Source organism: Streptomyces sp. NPDC058464, assembly GCF_042721035.1.
In the GTDB taxonomy this organism is placed as follows: Bacteria; Actinomycetota; Actinomycetes; order Streptomycetales; family Streptomycetaceae; genus Streptomyces.
The window spans coordinates 218,295-239,441 of record NZ_JBHXMA010000011.1; the positions used below are offsets into that span (position 1 = coordinate 218,295).

The window sequence follows — 21,147 nt, forward strand, 5'->3', positions numbered from 1 at the left end:
TCACGCTAGGAGCGGTTCTGACCGCTTCGACGGCACGGGAGGACCGAGCAACGACGGAGGCCGTAGTACCCAGGTACTACGGCCTCCTCCCTCTCGGGGACCCTCGCGGACGACTCAGCCGATCTTCTCCAGGCGCGGCGGCTTCCAGTCACCCGACAGCGCGCTGTCGTCCGGGGCGTAGATACGCAGGACGTACAGGAAGCTTCCGTTCGCCGTCGGCAGCCAGTTGCTCTCGGGTGTGCCGGTGGGGGCGTCCGGCTGGAGGTAGATGTCCGTGGTGCCGTCCTCGTTGACCTCCAGCGGCGACAGGTCGTCCAGCTTGTACCGGCCGATCGAGTTCTCCGGGATGTTCATCTGCGTGCCCCAGTACGCGATCAGGCACCAGAAGCCCCCGGTCTTGAACGGGGGCAACGAGTCCTTCTCGAACCGCACCCGGTAGGTGCTGCCGCCGTCCAGCGTGTTGCCGTCGGAGTCCGTCACCGTGCCGTAGCCCTTGAACACCTGGGGCGGATTCACGCTCGGAGGCTGGTAGTAGTAATAGGTGTTGCGGACGTGGTAGTCGCCTCCGGCCTCCAAAGCGTCGCCGTCGACGGTGATCCAGCCGTCCTCCGTGTAGGAGTACTCCGCGAAGTACTGCGGGAAGTTGGTCTCGAAGTCCTGCGGGATCGTTTGCAGCCTTTCGGCCAGAGCGGCGTCGTAGCAGTCCAGGGTGAATGTCTTGCCGGCGCCGATTCCGTACTTCTCGAATCCGGCCGCGAGGTTCTTGTAGGCGTCCTCCACGGGGTTGTCCGCCGTGAGCCGGTTGTAGGTGTTGAAGAAGTCGACGAGTGTGATGCTCGCCTTCTTGGCGTACGGGTCGTAGTCGTTGCTGGGGTCGACGGTGCCGGCCGGGGGCACGTAGTCCGCGTCTCCGTAGGCCGACAGCGGACGGATGTCGAGTTTCCTCTGGAGGGCGTCGACGGTCGCGTAGTCGTTGTCGACGTCGGTGAACTCCCGGATCCGGATCATCAGGAGCGTGAGATCGGTGGGGCAGTCCACGCGTGTCAGGCCGTCCGGAAGGTCTCCTGTGAAGCCGGGGCCCACCAGCGCGTAGGTGGTGGCCGCCTGGCCTCCGACGCCCTGGGTGCCGAGCGGTGGCATGACCTCTCCGCGGCTGCTGGTCAGCAGCAGGCCGAAGTACCGGTTCGCCTCCACTTCGGGCTTGCTGAGGATGAGCGGCTCGGCCTTCAGGTCGAGCGTGGCGTTTCCGTAGACCGTCTCCAGGTTGGGCCCGTTGGTCAGTCCGTCGTCCTCCAGGCTCTTGGCCAGTTTGATCTGGTTGATCGGCGCGCCGTCGTAACCGGCCTCGGCGTAGTTCGTCCGGGGCAGCATCCCGATCTCGAACGCCACCAGGGTGTATCCGAACAGGAAGGCTTCGTAGAGGTCGTTGTAGATCTGATCGTCGTGTGTCGTCGTACCACTGTCGGATGTCGCCGCCATCGCCTTGGCGGGCAACTGCGTCACAGTGCCCGCGGCGACACCCATACCGGCCAGCAGCACGCTGCGACGCCGGATCCCTCTGGTTCTCACGTGTGATCGGTCCTTCTCGTTCACCGTTCCGGAACGCGTGGAGGCCGCCAAACTGCCTCTGTCCGGCTCGCCCTTGAAGCTATGGGCGATCTTGAACGTGTCACTGGTACCGGCGTACCGAAATATCACCGGGTATGCGGTACCGCAGCAGCAAGGCCCGTTAATGCGTTCGAAATTGTGACGTCATGTCAAAGTCCTCCAGATACAACAGTGGTGATATCGCATCAGGTGATGGCCAAGCGCAGAACCAGCCCGGCCGCGTGCTGGCCACCGGACAGCCCATCCGGTACAGCATCACCGCCGCACAGGTCCCGCAGTGGATGGCGCAGTCCACGGTCCAGCAGGAGGCCCTGCGTGCTTTCGGCGTCCATTCGATGCTGCTGGTGCCGGTGCGGGCCCGTGGTAAGCCACTCGGCCTGGTGCAGTTCTTCCGGCACCACACCACCACCGCCTTCGACGAGGAGGAACTGTTCCTGGCCCAGGAGATCGTCTCGCGAGCCGCGATCCACCTCGACAACGCCGAGCGCTACACCCGCGTGCGTGAAACCGCCCTCACCCTCCAGCGCAGCCTGCTGCCGGAGCGGGTGGCGGAACGGCGCGCGGTCGGGACGGCCTTCCGTTACCTGCCCGCCGAGTCCGGCGTGGGCGGCGACTGGTACGACGTGATCCCGCTCTCCGGGGCCCGTGTCGCACTCGTCGTCGGCGACGTGGTCGGCCGGGGCCTGCACGCCTGCGCCACCATGGGCCGGCTACGGACGGCCGTGCGCACCCTCGCGGACATCGATCTCATGCCCGATGAGCTGCTGACCCACCTGGACGACGTGGTGATCCGGCTCCAGCGCGAGGAGACGCGGGGTTCGGACGAGATGAGCGCCACCTGCCTGTACACGGTCTATGACCCGGTCTCCCGCCTGTGCTCCGTGGCCAGCGCCGGACATCCGTTGCCGGCCCTGGTCTCTCCCGCGACAGCCAGTGTCGGCGCGGCGGCACGTGCGGTCGTCTTCCCGGAGCTTCCGATCGGCCCGCCTCTGGGGCTGGGCGGGCGGCTTTTCGAGACAGCCCAGTTCGAAGCAGCGGAAGGCAGTCTGCTGGTCCTGTACACGGACGGCCTCAGCGAAAGTCTCACCCGTGACGTGGACGCCGGGCTGGCGCTGCTGGCGGATGTCCTCGCCCGGGCGCCGGCCTCGTTGGAGCAAGGCAGAGCAGCCATGGGCAGAACGTCTCGCCTGTGCCGGAGCCGAAACCGCTCGAGGCCAATGATCACCAGCAGCGGACCGCCGCCCGAGTATCAGCGGAAGGAGAAGTGCTCGGCGTGCATGCGCTCCCGGGGAATGCCCTGGCGGTGGAGGTCGCGGCTGAGTTCTTCAACCATGGCCGCAGGGCCGCAGAGGAAGACGTGCAGGTCAGGAGTGAGCGGGCCGGCCGCTGCCTGGATACGGTCGGCGGTCAGGCGGCCGTGGGTTCGACTGAAGGTCGGGTGGAGTCGCAGATGGGGCAGACGCCCGGCGGTTGCGGTGAGTTCCGGCAGGAACGGTGCGGCCTCCGCGTCGGGAGCGCAGTAGAAGAGGTCGGCGCTGGGCAGAGTGTTGCTGGAGTGGGTGAGCCAGCCGAGGAACGGGGCGATGCCGATGCCACCGGCTATCCAGATCTGGCGCTGTCCGCCGAGAGTATGGTCGAACATGCCGTATGGGCCATTGAGGGTCGCGGGCAGCCCTTCACGTACGTCGTCGTAGATACTGCGGGTGTCACGGCCGAGCGACCGGATGGTGAGGCGCACCGTACCGTCGGGGTGAACTCCGGCCACGCTGAAGGGATGTTCGCGCCACGTGCGGCGGCCTCCGAGGCGCAGGTAGACGAATTGGCCGCCCGTCAGCGACAGCTTCTTCGCGTTGACGGGGATGAGCGTGAGGTCGATGACGTCGGAGGTGGGGCGGTCGACGTGGCCGACGGTGTAATCAGCCCGGGGCTCCCTGCGGCGCAGCACCAGTTCGTCGTACGCGTAGGCGGCGATGCCAGTGAGGCATATCAGCACGTAGACGGCCAGGAGGGGCGGGGAACCTCCGATGACGAGGTCCAGGATCCACCCATGGACGAAGGCGGCCAGGAGCAGCAGGCCGGTGAACCGGTGCAGGAGCAGCCAGCGCTCGTAGGGCAGCCGCAGGACCCGGCCGACCTGGCCCAGGGAGATGAGGACGAGTGCGAGCAGACCGATGGCTGCGCCCGCGCCGAGCAGGTGCCCGACCCCGACGAACTGAGCTGCCTCGTGAGCGTCGACGTCCTTGTACGCGCGCCCGGCGAACAGGAGGTGGAGGAGGATGTGAGGGGTGAGCAGGAGCATGGAGAGCAGCGCGTACCGCTTGTGCCAGAAGTACATGCGGTCCAGGCCGCCGAACCACGGCTCCAGCCACGGCAGCCGGGTGGCGAGCACCAAGGTGCACGACATCAGGTAGGCGGCGGCGACGCCGGGGAATTCCCCGGCGCAATAGAGGGTGTTGATGCCATCGGGGCGCAGCCGGTCCCAGGCCAGATAGAGGATCACTCCGCCGGCCGCCACAGCCAGTGGACCGGCGTGGCCCTTTTTCAGACGCACGTCCACGGGAGCCCGGGAGATCCGGACGGCGTAGAAAGCCATGATGAGCAGGAAGGGCATGGTCGCCTCTCGGATACCGGAGTCCCGCCGAGGTGAGGCCCCGCAGCCCGCCGGGCGGGCGACATCGGCGTGCATGGCGTGCCTCGGAGCATCGAGCCGAAGACCCGTCCGTCACGACGTGGCTGGAGCCGGGCGGGGCGGACTCGCTTACTTTAATGGCCACAGCGTTACCGATATAAGCGTTCACGTCAAGCAGGTGCGCAGCACCACGAAGGCCGGTCGCGCATCGGGGGTGCGCCAGTCGCCCGCCGCAGGCCACATCGCGACGGAGGGTGACGGCCCACCGGCGCACGCAGAGCGCCCCGGGGCCGTCCCGGTGCCCACTCTGCCGACCGGGCGCCGGCGCCGCCCCGTAGCAGTCACGCTACGGCCCCCGAATAATTGAGCCCGTACGCTCCTTGCGCTTCCTCGTCGCTCACGACGGCACTGCGCTCTTCAGCCTGATCGGCCTGCCCCGCCTCACGGGCTCGGAAGATCCTCCCGATGTCGCATGCGTCACCTGTCATGCGGTGTTCGTCGCGGACCTGGCCCCCACGGGACTCGAGAACCGGAGCTGATCGGACGGGGCGGCGTCGGCCGCCCAGACCACATACCGGATACAGCGTTGCTGTTATCGTGCTCGCCGAGGAGGTGGCACGTTTCGTGGGAGCAGGTGCTGGAACGCAAGCAGGCGAGTCATCAGGGCGGCGTTCTCGAGGCCGTCCGCCCGTACCGCTGGAGCGGATCGTCGCCACCGCGCTGCGGATCGTGGATGAAGAGGGTGCGGAAGCCCTGTCGATGCGGACGCTGGCGCAGCGCTTGGGCTCGGGTACGGCGACGCTGTACCGGCACTTCGACAACCGGGCAGCGCTGGTGGCCCATGTCGTGGACCGCGTGTTCGGTGCCGTTCAGTTGGACCGCGGGGAACTTTTCGCGGCGGGCTGGCAACAGGCGCTGCGGACGGTCGCACACACCATGTTCGACGCCCTGGGTCGCCACCGGTATGCGGCGCGCCTGATGGTGGAGCAGATCCCCGTCGGCCCGAACGCGATGGCGCTGCGCGAGGACTGCGTCGCGGTGCTGCTCGACAGCGGTTTCCCGCCGCGAGTGGCCGCCCATGCATACGCGACCCTGGCCCGTTACGTCCTTGGGTTCGCCATTCAGACCACCGGGCAAGGTGGCACAGGACAACTCGACGACGCCCAGATGTCCGCCGTCTTCCGAAGCGTGGATCAGTCGCTGTACCCGGCGACCCTGACCGTGGCCGGCTCGCTGCCGGTGCCGATCGAGGACGAGTTCTCCTTCGGCCTCGAACTCCTCCTCAGTGGGCTCGCGCAACTGCACGACGACGTCTGACCGCCCCGGCTCGACGAGTCTGCCGGGCTGTCCGCCCTCCCCTGGCAGGCCGTCGATCACTGTTCCGATGCGGCAGGAGTGTGTTTCCTGGCCGGCCCCTTGCGGTCGTACGCGCGCGTGCCCAGAGCTCCGATGAGGAGGCCGAGGACGATCGAGGTCGCGGAAGCGATCACCGCGCGTTCCAGCCCGAGTCCCACGGGGCACCGAAGTGCAGGATCGGAAGGGATACGGCTAGAAGCGGAGCGCTCCTTCGGGCAGGTCCTGCTCCGCGGTCAGCGGCAGCTCCAGTGAGGTGAGCATGTCCCGGTAGCGTGCGGCCAGTTGGGAGGGGAGCTTCCTGCTGTACACCACCAGTTCGCGGAAGAGGCCGGGCCCGATCCGCCGGGTGTGGCGCGACCAGCGCAGCGGTACCGCGTTCTCCGGTGTCACCGTCATGCCGATCCCCTCGACCGCGAACAGGAGCGCCGCCGAGACCTGGCCGGTACGGGCCACGGCACGCGGGGTGAACCCGAAGTGGCGGGCCATGCGGTCCACGACCTCGCTCATGCCCTGTTCCTGCTCGTAGAGCACCCAGTCGGCGACGGCCAGTTCGGCCGGGTCGGCCGAGGTCTGCGCCGGGTACTCCGCGGAACCGGTCACCACCATCTCCTCGTATCCGAGGGAGACGACCGGCCCTTCCCACGGGTCGGGCCGTGGGCCGACGGCGATGTCGCCGTGGCCGCCGCGCATGGCCTCTTGGAGGTCGCGTCGGTGGGAGTAGTCGTGCAGGCGCAGCACGGCGGAGGGGTACGTCGAGTGCCAGCGTGCCGCGGAGGGCGGCAGAATGCCCGAGGCGACAGACCGCACGGTCAGGACATGGACGTCCCCCTTACGGCCCTCCACCACCTCGCGTACCGACTCCTGGGCGTCCTGGACAGCGCGGACGACGTCCTGCGCCCGGGGCAGAAACACCCGCCCGGCGGGGGTCAGCGTCACTCCCTGCCGGCCGCGTTCCAGCAGAACCGCACCCAGCTCCTTCTCCAGAGCCCCGATCTGCTGGGAGAGCGAGGGCTGCGTGACATAGAGCCGCGCGGCCGCCCCGCTGAAGGAGCCCGCCTCCCAGACCGCGAGGAAGTACTCCAGCTGACGTAGCTGCATCCGATCAAGCTACTCGACAGGGGGCTGCCCGTCCCTCACGCCGTGACCACGACCCTGCTGTCCTTGCGGGCCAGCCGCGCCAGCAGGTAGTCGACCTCTGTGCGGGCGCGCGCCGACAGCGCCGCCCCGGGCCTGCGCTGGGTGTCGGACGCCAGGATTCCGCGGCGCTTCATCACGTACTTGCGCACGGCCAGACCGACGCCCGGCTGCTGCTCATAGCGCAGCAGGGGCAGGTGGGCGTCGAAGACGTCATGGGCGGCGTCGCGGTCGCCGGCCGTGGTGTGGCGCACCACGTCGACGAGGAGTTCGGGCACGCAGTAGCCCGTCATCGCCCCGTCGGCTCCGCGCTCTGTCTCGAAGTCCAGGAAGAGGCCGCCGTTCCCGCACAGGATCGACAGGCGGGGCATCGCTGCGTCGGCTTCGAGCTGCCGGAGTGCACTGATTTTCTCCAGGCCCGGCCAGTCCTCGTGCTTGAGCATCACGCACCCTGGCGCGGCGCTCGCGATGCGGGCGATGACGGCAGGGGACATGACGACGGAGAACGACAGTGGATAGTCCTGGATCACGAACGGCACGTCCTCGCCGATGGCACTGGACGCTCCCTCGTAGTAGCCCACGATCTGGTCATCGGTGCGCAGGGTGTTCGGCGGGGCGATCATGACGCCGTCGGCGCCGGCTGACATGACCTCGGCCGTGAGGGCTCGCATGGCGGCGTAACCGGGGGCCGAGACGCCCACGACGATCGGCAGGTCAGTGCGCTTGATGACGTGCTGGACGATGCGCACGCTCTCCTCGTGGGACAGCTTGGGGGCTTCACCCATCTGTCCCAGCAGGGTCAGCCCGGTGACGCCGGAGGCGCCGTAGAAATCGATGAGCCGGCTGAGCGATTCGAAGTCGATCGCGCCCTCCTCGTCGAAGGGCGTCGGTGCGATGGCAAAAACACCATGGGTGTCGCGGTTCAGTGCTGACATTCGTTCCGCCTCCTCAGAAGTCCGGTCTCGTGTTCAGAGGCTCGCGATGAGTCCGCCGTCGACACGAATAACCGAGCCCGTGATGTAAGAGGCCCGGGTGCTTGCGAGGAATGCGACGGCAGCGGCGTATTCCCACGGTTCGCCGTAGCGGCCCACGGGGATCGAAGCGACGCTCTCGGCGGAGGTTTCCTCGACGGACTTGCCCTCCCGCTCGGCCTTGGCCTGGTCGAGGAACTTGATCCGCTGGGTCCCGATCCGTCCCGGAACGATCACGTTGCAGGTGACACCGTCGGCCGCGACTTCCCGGGCCAGCGTCTTGGACCAGCCCAGCAGGCTGCCACGCAGGGCGTTGGACAGCCCCAGATCGGGGATGGGGGCGATCACGCCCGAGCTGGCGCTGGTGATGATCCTGCCCCAGCCCCGGCTCCGCATCGCCGGTACGACCCTGTCCGTGATCGCGATGACCGACAGCACCATGGACTGGAAGTGCTTCAGCCAGACCTCCGGGTCCTGCCCCCCGACCGGCGAGGGCGGCGGTCCACCCGTGTTGTTGACCAGGATGTCCACAGGGCCGACAGCCCCTTCGACTGCCGTGATGTGCTGGTCGATCGCGCCCAGGTCCGCGAGGTCCCATTCCAGGGGCAAGGCCTTCCCGCCCGCGCCGACCACCTCCTGGGCGGTGCGCTCAGCGGCTTGTGGGCTGATGTCCGCGACGGCGACAGCAGCCCCCTCCGCGGCGAGGGCCTGGGCGATGGCACCGCCGAGGCCCCCGCCTGCGCCCAGTACCAGTGCGGTCTTGCCCGAAATCCCCAGATCCACTGTTTCGCTCCTTGGGCGGTGGCCCCGTTCCCGGGCCGTACGGCCGTCGGCGATGTCCGCCGTTTCCGAATGACACTGCCATGACGTTGCGGTGGGGCTCCAATAGGAATTCCCCGCGAGACGCATAAGGGATCCCTATACGCCGAGGGTGGGAAATAGGCGTTGCCGGCGTGCAGGATGAGGTGGGGAAAAGGGCCGTCGCGGCCCGTCGATTCCCGACGCATGCTCACGGCCGTAACTGGAGGCCCCTATGTCCCTGCCGGAAACCATGCGGGCCGCGGTGCTGGGCGAGCCCGGCACGCTCGCCGTGACGACGCTGCCCGTGCCGCGGGTGGGACCGGAAGACGTCCTGGTGCACGTCCGCAGGGCGTCCCTGTGCGGAACGGACCTGAAGATCCGCAGCCGGCACTTCTTCAAGGACGGCGGACCGGCCGCGGGCGAGTTCGTACCCGGCCACGAGTACGCCGGCGTCGTCGCCGCGGCGGGCGGCGCCGTGCACGAACTCCGTGTCGGCGACCGGGTCGTGACGGAGGCCCATCGAGGCTGCATGCGCTGCGCCAACTGCCTGGCCGGGGCCTACACGGACTGCCTCAACTACGGCCTGCGGCACACCGGGCACCGGGTGCAGGGCATGACCGTCAACGGCGGCTTCGCGGAGTACGCGCTCAACCATGTGTCGACCCTGCACCGACTGCCGGACACCGTCGACTTCGACGCCGCGGTCGTCCTCACCACCGTGGGCACCGTGATGCACGCCTTCGACGTGCTCGGCACCCTTCTCGTCGGTGCGACGGTCGCCGTGATCGGCCCCGGACCGATAGGTCTGCTCGCGGTGCAGGTCGCACGTGAACTCGGGGCCAGGACCGTCGCCTTGGCCGGCACGCGGGAGGCGAGGCTGACCATCGGCAAGTCCTTCGGCGCCGACCTGGTCGTCAACTCCCGTGCGGAGGACGCCGTCACTGCGGTCCGGGAGGCGACCGACGGGATCGGCGCCGACATCGTCCTGGAATGCTCGGGCGCCCCGAGCGCGGTGGACGACGCCCTGCGCATGGCCAAGCGGTCCGGGAAGGTCGTCCTCGTCGGCTTCTTCGAACAGCCCGTACTGGCCGACCTGAACCATGCTGTGATGAACGGCATCTCGATCCAGACGGTCCGCGGGGAGGGCACGGGTTCGGTGGCCCGTGCGGTGGGCCTGGCCTCCCGCGGCAGGCTGCGCACCGCGGAACTGGTCACCCACCACTTCGGGCTGTCCGAGGTCGCCGCGGCGTTCGACACCTACGCCGAGCGTCGCGGCAACGCCATCAAGGTCATGCTGGACATCTCCGAGGACCCGGAGTCCGCCCGTGCCCGGTGACCGCGAAGACTCGGTGCCCGACACCCTGACGGCCGGACGGGAGAAGGCGGCGGCTGTCATGGCCGACGTCGCCGCCACCTGGCTGAGCAGCCTGAGCGGAGACCAACTCCTGCTCGCCGCCTACGGCTCCCCGCTCCACCCGGACGCGGAGGCCGAGCGGCTGCGCTGGTTCTACACCCCCACGGAACACGGCGGGCTCGCCATCCGGGACCAGAACGCCCGCCAGCAGAGCCTGGCCATGAGGCTGGTGGCCACCGGACTGTCCGTCCCGGGCTACGCCACGGTCACCACTGTGATGGGACTGGAGAACGTCCTGGACCAGGTGGAAGGGTGGCGGGTTCACTGGGGCCGGCAGCGCGGGCGGGACCCCGGCCTGTACTGGCTCAGGATCTTCGGCCGCCCCGGCGACCGGGTCTGGGCGTGGCGGTTCGGCGGCCACCACATCTCCCTCAACAACCTCGTCGTCGCCGGCCGCCTCGTCTCCACGACCCCCTGCTTCATCGGCGCCGACCCGGCCACGACCGAGTTGCTCGGAAGCACCCTGCGGCCCCTGCGGGGAGCCGAGGACACGGCGCGTCAACTGGCCCGCAGCCTGGACGCGGGCCAACTCCGGAGCGCCCTGCTCCACCCGTCCGCAGTCTCCGACATCGTCTCCGGCAACCGTCCACGCGTCGAACACGGCGACACGATGATGCACATGCAGGACCTCTGGCGGGGCCGGTTCACAGACCCCGAGTTGGACCGGCTCGTCGACGACATCGACCGCCGGGCGGAAACGGGCAGCGGATACACCGAGAGCGACCACGCACGCGTGGCCATCACGATTCCCCCCAAAGGCATCGGCGGGCGCGACCTGAACGAAGAACAGCGGCACCTGCTGCACCGGCTCGTCACCCAATACACCGGACGGGCACCCGAGTTCCTCGCCAACGCCTACGACAACCACTACGCCACCGACACCGTCCTGGACACGGTGCACTTCGGCTGGGCGGGCAGCACCGACGCCGGGGAACCGCACTACTACCGTGTGCAGGACCGCCGCATCCTCATCGAATACGACAACACCCAGCGATACGCCAACCACGCCCACTCGGTGTGGCGTGACCTGACCTCCGACTTCGGACTGGACGTACTGGCCGAACACCGGGCACACATCGCACACGAGTGAGGCGTACACGGGGAACGCCGTAGACCCCGTACCGCCGATCCGTCTCCCTCCGGCGAAAGAACCATCGCCATGACCACCCTTCTGATCGCCGACGGCGAAACCCTGCAACGCCTCGCGGTGCGGATGGTCCTCGAACGGCAACCCGGACTCACAGTCGTGGGCGAGACCGGCAACGGAGCCGAGGCGGTCCGGATGGCCTCCGCACTCCAGCCGGACATCGTTCTGATGGACGTGCACATGCCCGGCATGGACGGCACGGAGGCCACTCGGCGCATCCTGGATTCCGGCAGCCGCTCACAGGTGCTGGTGCTGACCACCTTCGATCTCGAAGAACGCGTCTACAAGGCACTGCGCGCCGGGGCCCGTGGCTTCCTCCTCAAGGACGCCCGGCCAGAGGAGCTGATCGCCGCCGTCCACGCGGTGGCCAGAGGCGACGCCGTCATCGCGCCGAGCCTGACCCGCAAGCTCCTCGACACCTTCGCCCACCGCCTGCGAAGTCCCGTCCCGGACCAGGATCACGACGACAGCAGCCGGCTCCGCCGCCTCACACGACGCGAGCGCGAGGTCCTCGCCCGCGTCGCATCGGGACGAAGCAACGGAGAGATCGCCGAGGACCTGCATCTGGCCGTAACAACCGTCAAGTCATACATCAGCAGCATCCTCGCCAAGACCGGCGCCCGGACCCGCGTCCAGGCGGTGGCCTTCGCCTACGAAGCAGGGCTTGTCAGACCGGTTTCACACATGTGACACCCCCCGTGTGACGGACGGCGTCGCGGGTACCGGGAAGAAACCGGCGGAGCGACGCGACGCGGGATCGCGGAACATCGGCGGTTTCGAATGCCGCACCGGCGACTGATCTCGCGGATGGAGGGGCACCGGTTGCCTGCTCGAAGCCGGCCCGCTCACGCCGACATGGCAAGCGGCGCCGATGCTGTGCGGCCTGAGCCAGTCCCAGACCGGTTACAGCACAACGCCAAGAGCTGCCGCGTCAGGGGCCGGTCATGAGGTTTTCTCGGGCGCAGGTCCGACGGGCTGCGGGCGATCCGGAGCACCTGGTTCGCCGTCACCGGCGGCAAGGACAGGGCTGCCTCACTGTGCGGGGACGGAGGCTGCCCGGGCGCGCAGGGCGGCGACCGGCTTGCGCAGGCCGTAGGCGACGACGGTGGCGCGGTCGCCGGGGTGGTGCCAGGTGAGCAGGGCTCGCCCGTCGGTCACGCTGCCGTCCACCGTGGTGGGCGCACCGACGGGCGGCAGAGGGCCGACGACTTTGAGGGTGAGGCCTGCGACCTCGGTCCAGAAGTAGTCGTCCTGTACCGGTCCCGCGGGCGAGAGCCCGAGGGCGGAAGCGGCGGCGACCTTGCCCTGGGCGACGGCATTGGACCAGAACGGGGCGCGCCGCTCGGGGCCGGTGCTGTCGGCGCGGAGGTAGGTGACGTCACCGGCGGCGAACACGTCGGGGACCGTGGTGGCGCAGGCGGGATCGATGCCGACGCCGAGGCGGTCGACCAGGCCCGTGCCGGCCAGCCAGTCGGTACAGGGCGTCTCCCCCGCACAGGTCACCACGAGGTCCGCGGGCAGCTCGGTCCCGTCGGGCAGCGTGACGCCATGGACGGGGTCACCGGCGAGCGCCGCGAAGCCGGTGGTCCGCAGGAAGCGGATGCCGTGTGCCGCGGCGCGTTCGGTGACCGCGGCGGACAGATAGCTGCCGAGGATCCGTTCGAGCGGACGGTCCACGTCCAGGACCGTGACCGGGATGTCGCGGGCCGCGCAGGCACTGGCCACCTCCATGCCGAGGAAGCCCGCGCCGACCACGACCGCGGAGCGTGCGGTTTCCAGGCGGGCGCGCAGCCGGCGGGCGTCGTCCAGTGTGCGGAGCACCAGTTCGCCGCGTTGGCCCGGTGCCGCGAGCCTGCGGGCCGCCGCGCCGGTGGCGATGATCAACGCGTCGTAGCCGAACGCACGGCCGTCGGCGGTCGTCACGGTGCGGCGGTCCGTGTCGGCCGCGGTGGCGGCCGAGCGGATGGTCCGGATATCGAGCCCGCCGAGGTCCTGTCCGACGGTGTCGTCCGCGGCGGGGTCCTTGAGAACCGCCTTGGACAGGGGCGGGCGGGAGTAGGCCCCGTGTGTCTCGGCGCCGATGATCGTGACCGGACCGGTGTGGCCGAGCGCACGCAGCTCGCGCGCGGCGGTGGTGCCGGCCAGCGACTCACCGACGATGAGCACCGAACGGGCGGATGTCATGGCTGTACCCGCAGGGCGGCGACCGGGCACACGTTGACAGCCGCGCGGGCTGCGGACACGTGCTCGTCGGGTACCTCCAGGTCCTCGAAGCGGTAGGTGAGTTCGGCGTCGTCGTCCAGGACGAAGACGCCGGGGGCCTGGTCGGCGCACAGGCCGTGGCCTTCGCAGCGGTCGTAGTCGACGGAGATTTTCATGGTGCTGTCCTCGGGCGGGGATGGGATGGGGGTTTCAGGCGGGGATGAGCTTGAGCGGGAGACGCTCGTAGCGGTGGATGATGTTGTTCAGGGCCCACTCGGGAGTGCCGGTGAGTTCGATGCGGTCCACGCGCGTGACCAGGGCGCGCAGCATCGCGGAGGTCTCCAGGCGGGCCAGTCCCTGGCCGGCGCAGCCGTGGGTGCCCTGTCCGAAGCCGAGTTGGCGGGCGGCGTCACGGCGGATGTCGAAGGTGTCCGGGTCCTCCCACTCCAGTGCGTCGCGGTTGGCGGAACCGTAGAGGACGAGCAGCCGGGAGCCCTTGGGGATCGGGGTGCCGGCGATGGTCGTGTCGCGGGCGGCGACGCGGGTGAAGGCGCGGACCGGGGAGTCGTAGCGGACGACCTCGTTGACCGCGTTGGGGATGCGTCCGGGGTCTTCCTTGAGCAGGCGCCACTGTTCGGGGTGGGTGGCGAACAGGTGCAGGGCGCTGGCGATGGCGCTGATGGTGGTGTCCAGCGAGGGCGACAGGTAGTCCATCATCATCGTGGCGCACTCGGCGGGCGGGATCTTGCCCTCGTCGGCCGCGCAGAGCAGGTCGTGCCCCATGCTGCCTTCGAGTACCGACCGCTCCCGGACGACACGGCGGGCGTAACGCATCATGCCGAGGGCCGAGGGGAGTGTGCGCACGGCCTGCCGGTTGATCGGCCCCTGGCCGTTGAACGCCGCGCCGGCCCAGCGCAGCAGGTGCTCCCGGCCCTCCTCCGGCCATCCCACGAGGTCGGGTACGACGGACAGCGGCAGTGCCATGGCCATCTCGACCCCGTCGACGGCCCGGCGCGCGAGCGCCGCCTCGACGACCTGCGCGGCCTGTTCGTCCACGGCGGTGGTCATGGGGCGCAGCGCCCGGGGTGTGAGGCGGTGAGCGACCTGGGAGCGGCGGCGGTCGTGGTCGGCGCCGTCGCTGTAGAGGGTGGTGCCCTGGCCCATGCGGTTGGCGAGGGGGTTTAGAGCGACGCCATCACCGGAGATGAACGTCTCGTCGTCGAGCAGGACGGCCTTGCACTCCGCGTACCGGGGCAGGGCGTGGACCTTGTGCTTGGTCAGCCAGACGACCGGGCCGAGCTCGCGCAGCCTGGCGTAGTGCGGGTAGGTGTCACGGATGGCCGCGGCCGAGTAGAGGTCGGGCCGGTAGACGGGGATGTCCGTACGGGTGCGCGTAGGCATCGGAATGCTCCTTTCGAGGGGGTCACGCGGTGAACAGGGCGGCGAGGTAGGCGGCGACCAGGACCGCGGACACGAGAGCGGGCGCAATGCCGCGCGCGTCGCCACCGCGTACATGGGTGATCACGGCTCCGGCCATGAGGATCAGCAAACCGGCGCCGGCCAGGCCGCCGAGCAGGGGGACGGCCAGGCCGAGCGCGATACCGGCGGCGCCCGCGATCTCCAGGGCGCCGATGACGCGATAGGCACCGACGGAGTATCCGGACTTGGCGGCCAGTTCACGCATGGGCGCCAGAGCGAGAAGTTTGGGTACCCCGACGGCCAGAAAGGCCACGGCGACGAGGCAGGCGAGAACAAGGGGAAGGATCACGGGTCGTCCTGAGATGTTCGGAATGGTGGCGCGGGTCATCCGGTGCCGGAACCGGCCGGAAGGGGGCACGGAGCACGGTGCGGATGGGCCCGTGCGGTGGTCGCCGCCGACGCGGCTGGTGACGTGGATCTCGGGCGGCCTGGAGGCCGGCTGTCGGAGGCACGGCCGCCGGCGTGGAGAGAGGACCGGCGCCGGCTGGTTCCGGTGAGCGGCACCGTGTGGGGACCGGTCGCAGATGACTTGCCTGTTGTCAGCCGTTCGGCCGCGGCTCGGGCGGCGGGCGCGCGGCCGGTGGCGTCATGCCCGTTTCCGGCGCGTGTCCGTGACGGTCTCGTGGGTGAGCCGGCGGTGGCGTTCGGCTCCCAGGCGGGCGAAGTGCTCGACGAGTTCGGGGTTGTCGACCGCGGCGGGGTTGACGACCTGGTCGACGGGGGCGCCTTGCAGGAGCCGCTTGACGGGGACTTCGAGTTTCTTGCCGGTGCGGGTGTGCGGGATGCCGGGGACGGCGAGGATCTCGTCGGGCACGTGGCGGGGTGAGGCGCCGGCACGGACCGCTTCGCGGATCTTCCCGCACAGGGCGTCGTCCAGGACGGCCCCGTCGGCGAGGACGACGAACAGCGGCATCCAGTAACCGCCGTCGGTCTCCTCCGCGCCGATGACCAGCGCCTCGGCGATCTCCGGGAGACGCTCGACGACATCGTGGATGTCGGAGCTGCCCAGCCGGACGCCGTTGCGGTTGAGGGTGGAGTCGGAGCGGCCGTGCACGATCACCGACCCGTGGGGGGTGACGGTGATCCAGTCGCCGTGCCGCCACACACCGGGGTACGTGGAGAAGTAGGCGTCGTGGTAGCGGCTTCCGTCGGGGTCGTTCCAGAAGGACAGCGGCATGGACGGCATCGGGCGGGTGATCACGAGCTCGCCCACCCGGTCGACGACGGGCATGCCTCCCTCGTCGTAGGCGGCCAGTGCGACACCCAGGTGGGGCGCGGACAGCTCCCCGGCCCACACCGGGGTGGTGGGGGCACTGCCGGCGAAGGCGGAGACGACGTCCGTGCCGCCGCTGGTGGAGGCGAGCTGGACACGCGAACCCACGTGGTCACGGACCCAGGGGTAGGCGGAGGCCGGCAGCGCGGAGCCGGTGCAGCCGATGCCCCGTACCGACGACAGATCGTGCACGGCCGGTTCGATTCCGAACTTGGCCATGCCCAGCAGGTACTGGGGGCTGGTGCCGAAGACGGTGACCCGGTGACGGGAAGCCAGCTCCCACAGGACGTCGGGGCGGGCGAAAGGCGCCGGGCTGCCGTCGTAGGTACAGGTCGTGGCACCGGTCAGCAGGGTGGAGACGACCAGGTTCCACATCATCCAGTGGGTGGTGGTGTACCACAGCAGCCGGTCGCCCGGACCGAGGTCTGAGTGCAGGCCGAGGGTCTTCAGATGCTCCAGCAGGACGCCGCCGTGACCGTGGACGATGCCCTTGGGCAGGCCGGTGGTGCCCGAGGAGAAGACGACCCACAGGGGATGGTCGAACGGCACGGCAGCGCAGGTGAGTTGTTCGGTCCGGGTGGACGCGTCCTCCCACGGCACGACCAGGGCGGGGTAGGTTCGCGCGGGCCACGGCAGGCCGACGTGGTCGACGAGCACGACGGCGCTCAGCGTTCGCAGGGACCCGGCCAGTTCGAGGACCGCCTCGCGGCGGTCGTGCGTGGTGCCGTTGAAGAGGTAGCCGTCCGCGGCGATGAGGACCGTGGGCTCCAGCTGGGCGAAGCGGTCGGCCGCGGCCCGAGGTGCGTAGTCCTGGCCGCACACCGACCACACCGCGCCGATGCTGGCTGCGGCGAGGAAGGCGACAATCGCGTGCGGGGTGTTGGGCAGGTAGCCGACGACGCGGTCCCCCTCCTTCACCCCGAGGTCCTGCAAAGTGGCGGCGACGGAGGCGACCTGGGCGCGCAGCTGCTTTCCGGACACCTCGTATCCGGCGCCGGTCTCGTCCACGGCGACGATCGCCGGTGCGTCGTCGCGCAGGTGGCGCAGGGCGTGGTGGGTGTAGTTGAGGGTGGCTCCGGGGAACCAGCGCGCACCCGGCATCCGGTTTTCGACGAGAACCTGCTCGTAGGGGGTGTCCGCGTCGATGCCGAAGTACTCCCACACCGCGCCCCAGAAGCCTTCCAGGTCGGTGGTCGACCAGCGGTGCAGGGCGCCGTAGTCGGTGTGGTCGTGTGCGGCCTGGACGCCCCGGTGCCGGGCGGCCCAGCGGCCGAAGTCCGCGATGCGGCTGGTTGTGGTGGCTTCCGGGTCGGGGAGCCAGATGGGGTCCGGTGACGGTGTGATGAGTGGGAGGGTCATCGCGGGGCGCTCCTCGGGGATGGGGCGGTGACGAGCTCTTCGCAGCGGCCGGTGCGTCGTGTGGTGCACAGCAACGGAGACCATGCGGCCGCGTGCGTGAAGGTGCCGCTGCCGGCTGGGACGACGTCGAGTACGACGCGGTCGGGGCGCAGCAGCACCGCGTCGGCCCGGCCGTGGCGCAGCCAGGCGTGGAGGGTGCCGTCGTCGCCGAGTCGGTCCACCGGGATGACGGGCGCTGCCAAGCCGTCGGCGATGGCCTGCAGGGAGGGTGTGGGTGAGGTCGCGGTCAGGACGGCGAAAGAGGTGCCGAGCAGGTCGTCGAGGAGGGCCGGTCGGCCGTCGACGGTCACCTGGGGCTGAGGGCAGAACGTGCCGCCGAGGCGGCCGGCGCGGGTCAGGGGTCCTGGGCGCAGGGCCGGGCTGAGCCGGCCGGCCCACGCGGTCACTCCGGGGATGCGGCAGACGGCGCCGACCAGGCCGCGGCGCAGCGCGGCGGCACGGTCCTGGCCTCCGGTCATGGCCCACCCGGTGGCGACGGCCAGGCGGATCATCTGACGGGCGTGTGGTCGGCGTTCGCTTTCGTACGTGTCGAGCAGCGCGGTGTCGGCATCGTGCCGAAGGACACGGGCGAGTTTCCAGGTGAGGTTGTGGGCGTCGCGCATGCCCGCGCACAGGCCCTGCCCGATGAACGGCGGAGTGAGGTGCGCGGCGTCGCCGAGCAGGAAGAGCCGGCCCTTGCGCCAGCGATCGGCGATGCGGGCCCGGAAGGTGTAGTGCGCCTGCCGGATCACCTCGAAGTCGCTGTCCTGGGCGGCGGGCAGCCACGGCGCGATCAGCTCGCGCAGGCCTCGGCGATCCGGGAGCTCGCCGTCGGGCAGGCGGAACTCCCAGCGGTAGCGGTCCTCGCCGATCCGCATGAAGGTCGCCGGCCGGTCCGGGTCACAGACCTGGTCGACTCCTTCCCAGCAACGCACGGCGGCGCGGGTGCGGACGTCGACGACCATCCACCGTTCCTCGAAACGCAGGTCCTGCCACCCCGCGCCGATCGCCTCTCTGGTCAGGCTGTTGGCGCCGTCGCAGCCCAGGACCGCGTCTGCGCGCAGCTGGTGGACATGGCCGCCCTGGTGGATGGTCACGGTGGCCGGAGCGCCCGGGTCCTCCTGCTCGACACCGGTGACCTCGGCCCCGCTGCGCAGTTCGCACAGCGGGGTGCGGGCGAGGGCGTCGCGCAGCAGCCGTTCCAGCTCGGGCTGGTCGAACATGCTGGTCTGGGGGAAGCCGTGGATGCCGTGGGCGGAGCGGGGGAACTCGGCGATCACCCGATGCCGGGCGTTCAGCAGCCGCAGGCCCCGCGCGGGGCGGGCCAGGGCGGCGAACTCCTCGTGCACTCCGGCGGCCTGGATGATCCTGCGGGTCTCGTCGTCGAGGGCCACCGCTCGGGGCAGTGGATAGAGGTCGTCGTGGCGTTCCAGGACGACGCTGCGCACGCCGTGCCGGGCGAGCAGGAGGGCGGCGGTCACGCCGACGGGCCCGGCCCCGACGATCACGACGGGGACGTGCGGCGGCGGCTCCGGACCGGTTTCCCGGGCTCCGGGGTGTTCGGGGGTCATGGTGCGGCTCGCTTCGGGATCTAGCGCGTCTCTGCGACCGGCGTGCGCTGCTCGCCGAGGTCGATGAGCCCGTCCGGGGTGGCGATGGTGGCGGTGATCAGGTCGCCGGCGTGCAGGTAGCGGGGGTTCTTGGCCTGGCTGCTGAAGAACGTCTTCCACTTCAGGGCGGGCGGCAGCAGCGCGCCGATCTTCTCGACCGGCTTGGGCGGGGCCTTCAGGGCGGTGCCGCCGGGGGTGCCGGTCAGCAGCAGGTCGCCCGGATCCAGGGTCTGGAAGCGGGCGAGCAGGGTGAGCGCCTGCGCCGGACGGACGATCATGTCGGCGAGGGTGCGGTCCTGCCGCAGGTCGCCGTTGACGCTCAGCTTCAGCCTCAGGTCCAGCAGACGGGCGAAGTCCTTCTCCGCCAGCAGGGCCAGATACGGGCCGGTGGGAGTGAAGGTCGGGTACGACTTGCTCTCGTAGAACTGCGTCTTGGTCAGCTGTACGTCACGGGCGCTGACGTCGTTGGTGAGAACCAGCCCGGCGACGTACGACGGCAGGTCCCGCTCCTCGACGACGGTGCCGATGGGCAGGGGCGCGCCCATGACCAGGCCGAGTTCGATCTCGTAGTCGAGGAACTGCACGTGGGCGGGCCGGACGACGCTGTCCTGCGGGCCGCTGATGGACCCGGAGGCCTTCCGGAAGAAGGTGGGCGGGATGTCGCCGGTGAAACCCGAGTCGCGAGCGTGGCTGCGGTAGTTGACCATCTGTGCGACAACCCGGCACGGGGTGGTGACCGGGGAGAGCGGTGCCAGGTCGGTCACCGCCGTGCCGGCCGCGTCCGAGGCGGCCGCCTCCCGGACCGCGGCGCGGTCGGCCAGCAACTCGGCTGTGGTGACGGCCTTGGTCTCGACGGGGACGGCGTGCCGGCCGCGCACCACCCACCAGCCGTCGGCCGTGCGCAGGACGTTGGTGCTCATGAGTTCATCGCCTTCAGTAGGCCCAGCAGCCGCGCCGGGTCGAGTTCGTTGTCACCGCGCAGCGCGCGCAGCACCTCGCGGACCTTGGCCGGGGACGGGTTCGCCCCGAGGAAGTCACGGGTGGCCGGCGGCCCCCACTGCGCCAGACCGCTCGCGGACATCGGCGCCCAGCCGGGCTCGACGTCGCAGGAGAACAGGTCGCCGTCGGCGAAGTGCTCCAGCATGAGACGGTCGGGATCGCGCCAGTAGTCGAAGAGCTGGCTTCCCTCGATGTGTCGGCCGATCCCCCAACTGCGCTGGTAACCACGTTCCTTGAGGTACTCGCCGCCGGCGGCGAGGGCGTCGAGGTCGGTGACCTGGTAGGCGGAGTGGACGTAGCCGCTGCCGGGGCCGAGGTGCATCGCCAGCGTGTGGTGGTCCACGGCGAGGCTGCCCTGGTCGCAGCGCAGGAACGCCATCGTCGGGCCGCGCTCGCGCTGCCCGTCCAGGAACAGGAAGTCGGACACGATCATCCCGAGGATGTCCAGGTACCAGTCCAGGGCACGCGCGAACACCCTCGTCTCCAGGACCACATGCCCGAGCCGCTGGATACGTGAGGGCTCGCGCGGCGGGCGCTGCGCGGCGTTCCTGCGGCCGTGCTCGGTGCCGAAGTTCAGGAGCAGCGGCTCCTGCCCGGGCAGGGCGGGAAGCGTCTCGGCACCGAACACCACCCGCACCGGCAGGCCGGAGGGGTCGAGCAGGTCGACTCCCGCCCCTCCACCGGGCACGTCCGACTCCCGGACCGGGCTGTCGGTCGCGCGGGCCAGCCGGTCAAGGTCGGCCCGTTCGGCCGCACGGAAGGCGGGGCCGACGAAGCGGGAGGTGCGCCCCTTGCGGATGACCATGCAGGGCGAGCCGGAGAAGGTCCCGCGCAGCCACAGCTCCCGCTCGGTGCGGGCGGCGATCTGGAAGCCGAAGTCCCGGGCGAAGGCCTCGGCCCGGTTCAGGTCCGGCTTCTCGAACTCCAGCCAGGCCAGATCCGCCACCTTGATCACGGGGTTCCGGGACCGCCCCAAATGCTCACCGCGCAAGGCGCCCTGCTCACTGTGCAGATCCTGGTGAGCCGTCTTGAGATCCCTGCCGCCGGTCCCGTCGACGCGGGTTTGTGGCATGGCGTCCTCCTAGCAACACTGCCGTAATGAGGAAATCATCAACACTGCTGAACT

General features: G+C 70.0%; 17 protein-coding genes and 1 pseudogene. 5 read left to right on the forward strand and 13 right to left on the reverse strand.

Translation table 11 applies throughout. The features are described 5' to 3' along the window. Positions 1-114 precede the first annotated feature (114 nt). The gene (locus ACFWPQ_RS17635) at positions 115-1,569 is read right to left on the reverse strand and encodes a DUF1254 domain-containing protein (RefSeq protein ID WP_384034874.1); all 1,455 of its coding nucleotides are present in this window, start codon (positions 1,567-1,569) and stop codon (positions 115-117) included. 185 nt (positions 1,570-1,754) lie between these two features. On the opposite strand from ACFWPQ_RS17635, the pseudogene ACFWPQ_RS17640 reads away from it, so the two are divergent. Continuing rightward, positions 1,755-2,687 (forward strand): annotated as a pseudogene (locus ACFWPQ_RS17640) (PP2C family protein-serine/threonine phosphatase); the annotation flags it as partial. Between the two features lie 170 nt (positions 2,688-2,857). Here the strand turns inward: ACFWPQ_RS17640 and ACFWPQ_RS17645 are convergent. Further along, complete coding sequence (locus tag ACFWPQ_RS17645) at positions 2,858-4,219, reverse strand: ferric reductase-like transmembrane domain-containing protein (protein ID WP_384034877.1); 1,362 nt, start codon at positions 4,217-4,219, stop codon at positions 2,858-2,860. A gap of 714 nt (positions 4,220-4,933) precedes the next feature. Here ACFWPQ_RS17645 and ACFWPQ_RS17650 point away from each other — a divergent pair. Beyond that, positions 4,934-5,554: a TetR/AcrR family transcriptional regulator gene (locus ACFWPQ_RS17650; protein WP_384034958.1), complete on the forward strand. Its 621-nt coding sequence runs from the start codon at positions 4,934-4,936 to the stop codon at positions 5,552-5,554. Between the two features lie 231 nt (positions 5,555-5,785). Here the strand turns inward: ACFWPQ_RS17650 and ACFWPQ_RS17655 are convergent, their stop codons facing one another. From ACFWPQ_RS17655 to ACFWPQ_RS17665, 3 genes are read right to left on the reverse strand one after another with little or no spacing between them, the layout of a single operon-like run. Continuing rightward, the gene (locus ACFWPQ_RS17655) at positions 5,786-6,691 is read right to left on the reverse strand and encodes a LysR family transcriptional regulator (protein ID WP_384034880.1); all 906 of its coding nucleotides are present in this window, start codon (positions 6,689-6,691) and stop codon (positions 5,786-5,788) included. A gap of 35 nt (positions 6,692-6,726) precedes the next feature. After that, positions 6,727-7,662, reverse strand: coding sequence for a dihydrodipicolinate synthase family protein (locus ACFWPQ_RS17660; RefSeq protein ID WP_384034883.1), 936 nt, complete (start codon positions 7,660-7,662; stop codon positions 6,727-6,729). Between the two features lie 33 nt (positions 7,663-7,695). Further along, positions 7,696-8,481, reverse strand: coding sequence for an SDR family oxidoreductase (locus ACFWPQ_RS17665; RefSeq protein ID WP_384034886.1), 786 nt, complete (start codon positions 8,479-8,481; stop codon positions 7,696-7,698). Between the two features lie 250 nt (positions 8,482-8,731). On the opposite strand from ACFWPQ_RS17665, the gene ACFWPQ_RS17670 reads away from it, so the two are divergent. The 3 genes from ACFWPQ_RS17670 to ACFWPQ_RS17680 all read left to right on the forward strand — a co-directional run bounded on the left by ACFWPQ_RS17670 (position 8,732) and on the right by ACFWPQ_RS17680 (position 11,750). Beyond that, complete coding sequence (locus ACFWPQ_RS17670; protein ID WP_384034888.1) at positions 8,732-9,835, forward strand: zinc-binding dehydrogenase; 1,104 nt, start codon at positions 8,732-8,734, stop codon at positions 9,833-9,835. Positions 9,836-9,848: 13 nt separating this feature from the next. After that, positions 9,849-11,003, forward strand: a complete 1,155-nt coding sequence (locus ACFWPQ_RS17675) for a DUF3500 domain-containing protein (protein WP_384034890.1) — start codon at positions 9,849-9,851, stop codon at positions 11,001-11,003. A 69-nt stretch (positions 11,004-11,072) separates the two neighbouring features. Continuing rightward, positions 11,073-11,750: a response regulator gene (locus ACFWPQ_RS17680; protein ID WP_384034893.1), complete on the forward strand. Its 678-nt coding sequence runs from the start codon at positions 11,073-11,075 to the stop codon at positions 11,748-11,750. Between the two features lie 342 nt (positions 11,751-12,092). Here ACFWPQ_RS17680 and ACFWPQ_RS17685 read toward each other — a convergent pair whose 3' ends face one another. The 8 genes from ACFWPQ_RS17685 to ACFWPQ_RS17720 all read right to left on the reverse strand — a co-directional run bounded on the left by ACFWPQ_RS17685 (position 12,093) and on the right by ACFWPQ_RS17720 (position 21,093). Then, positions 12,093-13,244: an NAD(P)/FAD-dependent oxidoreductase gene (locus ACFWPQ_RS17685; protein ID WP_384034896.1), complete on the reverse strand. Its 1,152-nt coding sequence runs from the start codon at positions 13,242-13,244 to the stop codon at positions 12,093-12,095. Beyond that, on the reverse strand, positions 13,241-13,438 hold the full coding sequence (locus ACFWPQ_RS17690; protein ID WP_384034899.1) for a ferredoxin: 198 nt from the start codon (positions 13,436-13,438) through the stop codon (positions 13,241-13,243). The genes ACFWPQ_RS17685 and ACFWPQ_RS17690 overlap by 4 nt, the downstream gene beginning before the upstream one ends. A 34-nt stretch (positions 13,439-13,472) precedes the next feature. Then, positions 13,473-14,663 carry a cytochrome P450 gene (locus ACFWPQ_RS17695; RefSeq protein WP_384034902.1) on the reverse strand — a complete coding sequence of 397 codons (1,191 nt, stop codon included), beginning with the start codon at positions 14,661-14,663 and terminating at the stop codon, positions 13,473-13,475. A 22-nt stretch (positions 14,664-14,685) separates the two neighbouring features. Beyond that, entirely contained in the window at positions 14,686-15,030 is a 345-nt protein-coding gene (locus ACFWPQ_RS17700; protein ID WP_384034905.1) for a DoxX family protein, read from the reverse strand. A gap of 297 nt (positions 15,031-15,327) precedes the next feature. Further along, positions 15,328-17,373, reverse strand: a complete 2,046-nt coding sequence (locus ACFWPQ_RS17705) for an acetoacetate--CoA ligase (protein ID WP_384034908.1) — start codon at positions 17,371-17,373, stop codon at positions 15,328-15,330. Continuing rightward, complete coding sequence (locus tag ACFWPQ_RS17710) at positions 17,370-18,983, reverse strand: bifunctional 3-(3-hydroxy-phenyl)propionate/3-hydroxycinnamic acid hydroxylase (RefSeq protein ID WP_384034911.1); 1,614 nt, start codon at positions 18,981-18,983, stop codon at positions 17,370-17,372. The genes ACFWPQ_RS17705 and ACFWPQ_RS17710 overlap by 4 nt, the downstream gene beginning before the upstream one ends. A gap of 20 nt (positions 18,984-19,003) precedes the next feature. Further along, positions 19,004-19,942: a fumarylacetoacetate hydrolase family protein gene (locus tag ACFWPQ_RS17715; protein WP_384034914.1), complete on the reverse strand. Its 939-nt coding sequence runs from the start codon at positions 19,940-19,942 to the stop codon at positions 19,004-19,006. Continuing rightward, complete coding sequence (locus ACFWPQ_RS17720; RefSeq protein ID WP_384034917.1) at positions 19,939-21,093, reverse strand: VOC family protein; 1,155 nt, start codon at positions 21,091-21,093, stop codon at positions 19,939-19,941. The genes ACFWPQ_RS17715 and ACFWPQ_RS17720 overlap by 4 nt, the downstream gene beginning before the upstream one ends. Positions 21,094-21,147 lie beyond the last annotated feature (54 nt).

What these genes read in the sequence shown, in the direction of transcription:
- ACFWPQ_RS17655 (WP_384034880.1), bottom strand. Translation starts at nt 6,691, where the DNA reads ATGCAGCTACGTCAGCTGGAGTACTTCCTCGCGGTCTGGGAGGCGGGC.
- ACFWPQ_RS17645 (WP_384034877.1), bottom strand. Translation starts at nt 4,219, where the DNA reads ATGCCCTTCCTGCTCATCATGGCTTTCTACGCCGTCCGGATCTCCCGG.
- ACFWPQ_RS17720 (WP_384034917.1), bottom strand. Translation starts at nt 21,093, where the DNA reads ATGCCACAAACCCGCGTCGACGGGACCGGCGGCAGGGATCTCAAGACG.
- ACFWPQ_RS17690 (WP_384034899.1), bottom strand. Translation starts at nt 13,438, where the DNA reads ATGAAAATCTCCGTCGACTACGACCGCTGCGAAGGCCACGGCCTGTGC.
- ACFWPQ_RS17680 (WP_384034893.1), top strand. Translation starts at nt 11,073, where the DNA reads ATGACCACCCTTCTGATCGCCGACGGCGAAACCCTGCAACGCCTCGCG.
- ACFWPQ_RS17715 (WP_384034914.1), bottom strand. Translation starts at nt 19,942, where the DNA reads ATGAGCACCAACGTCCTGCGCACGGCCGACGGCTGGTGGGTGGTGCGC.
- ACFWPQ_RS17660 (WP_384034883.1), bottom strand. Translation starts at nt 7,662, where the DNA reads ATGTCAGCACTGAACCGCGACACCCATGGTGTTTTTGCCATCGCACCG.
- ACFWPQ_RS17695 (WP_384034902.1), bottom strand. Translation starts at nt 14,663, where the DNA reads ATGCCTACGCGCACCCGTACGGACATCCCCGTCTACCGGCCCGACCTC.
- ACFWPQ_RS17670 (WP_384034888.1), top strand. Translation starts at nt 8,732, where the DNA reads ATGTCCCTGCCGGAAACCATGCGGGCCGCGGTGCTGGGCGAGCCCGGC.
- ACFWPQ_RS17710 (WP_384034911.1), bottom strand. Translation starts at nt 18,983, where the DNA reads ATGACCCCCGAACACCCCGGAGCCCGGGAAACCGGTCCGGAGCCGCCG.
- ACFWPQ_RS17705 (WP_384034908.1), bottom strand. Translation starts at nt 17,373, where the DNA reads ATGACCCTCCCACTCATCACACCGTCACCGGACCCCATCTGGCTCCCC.
- ACFWPQ_RS17685 (WP_384034896.1), bottom strand. Translation starts at nt 13,244, where the DNA reads ATGACATCCGCCCGTTCGGTGCTCATCGTCGGTGAGTCGCTGGCCGGC.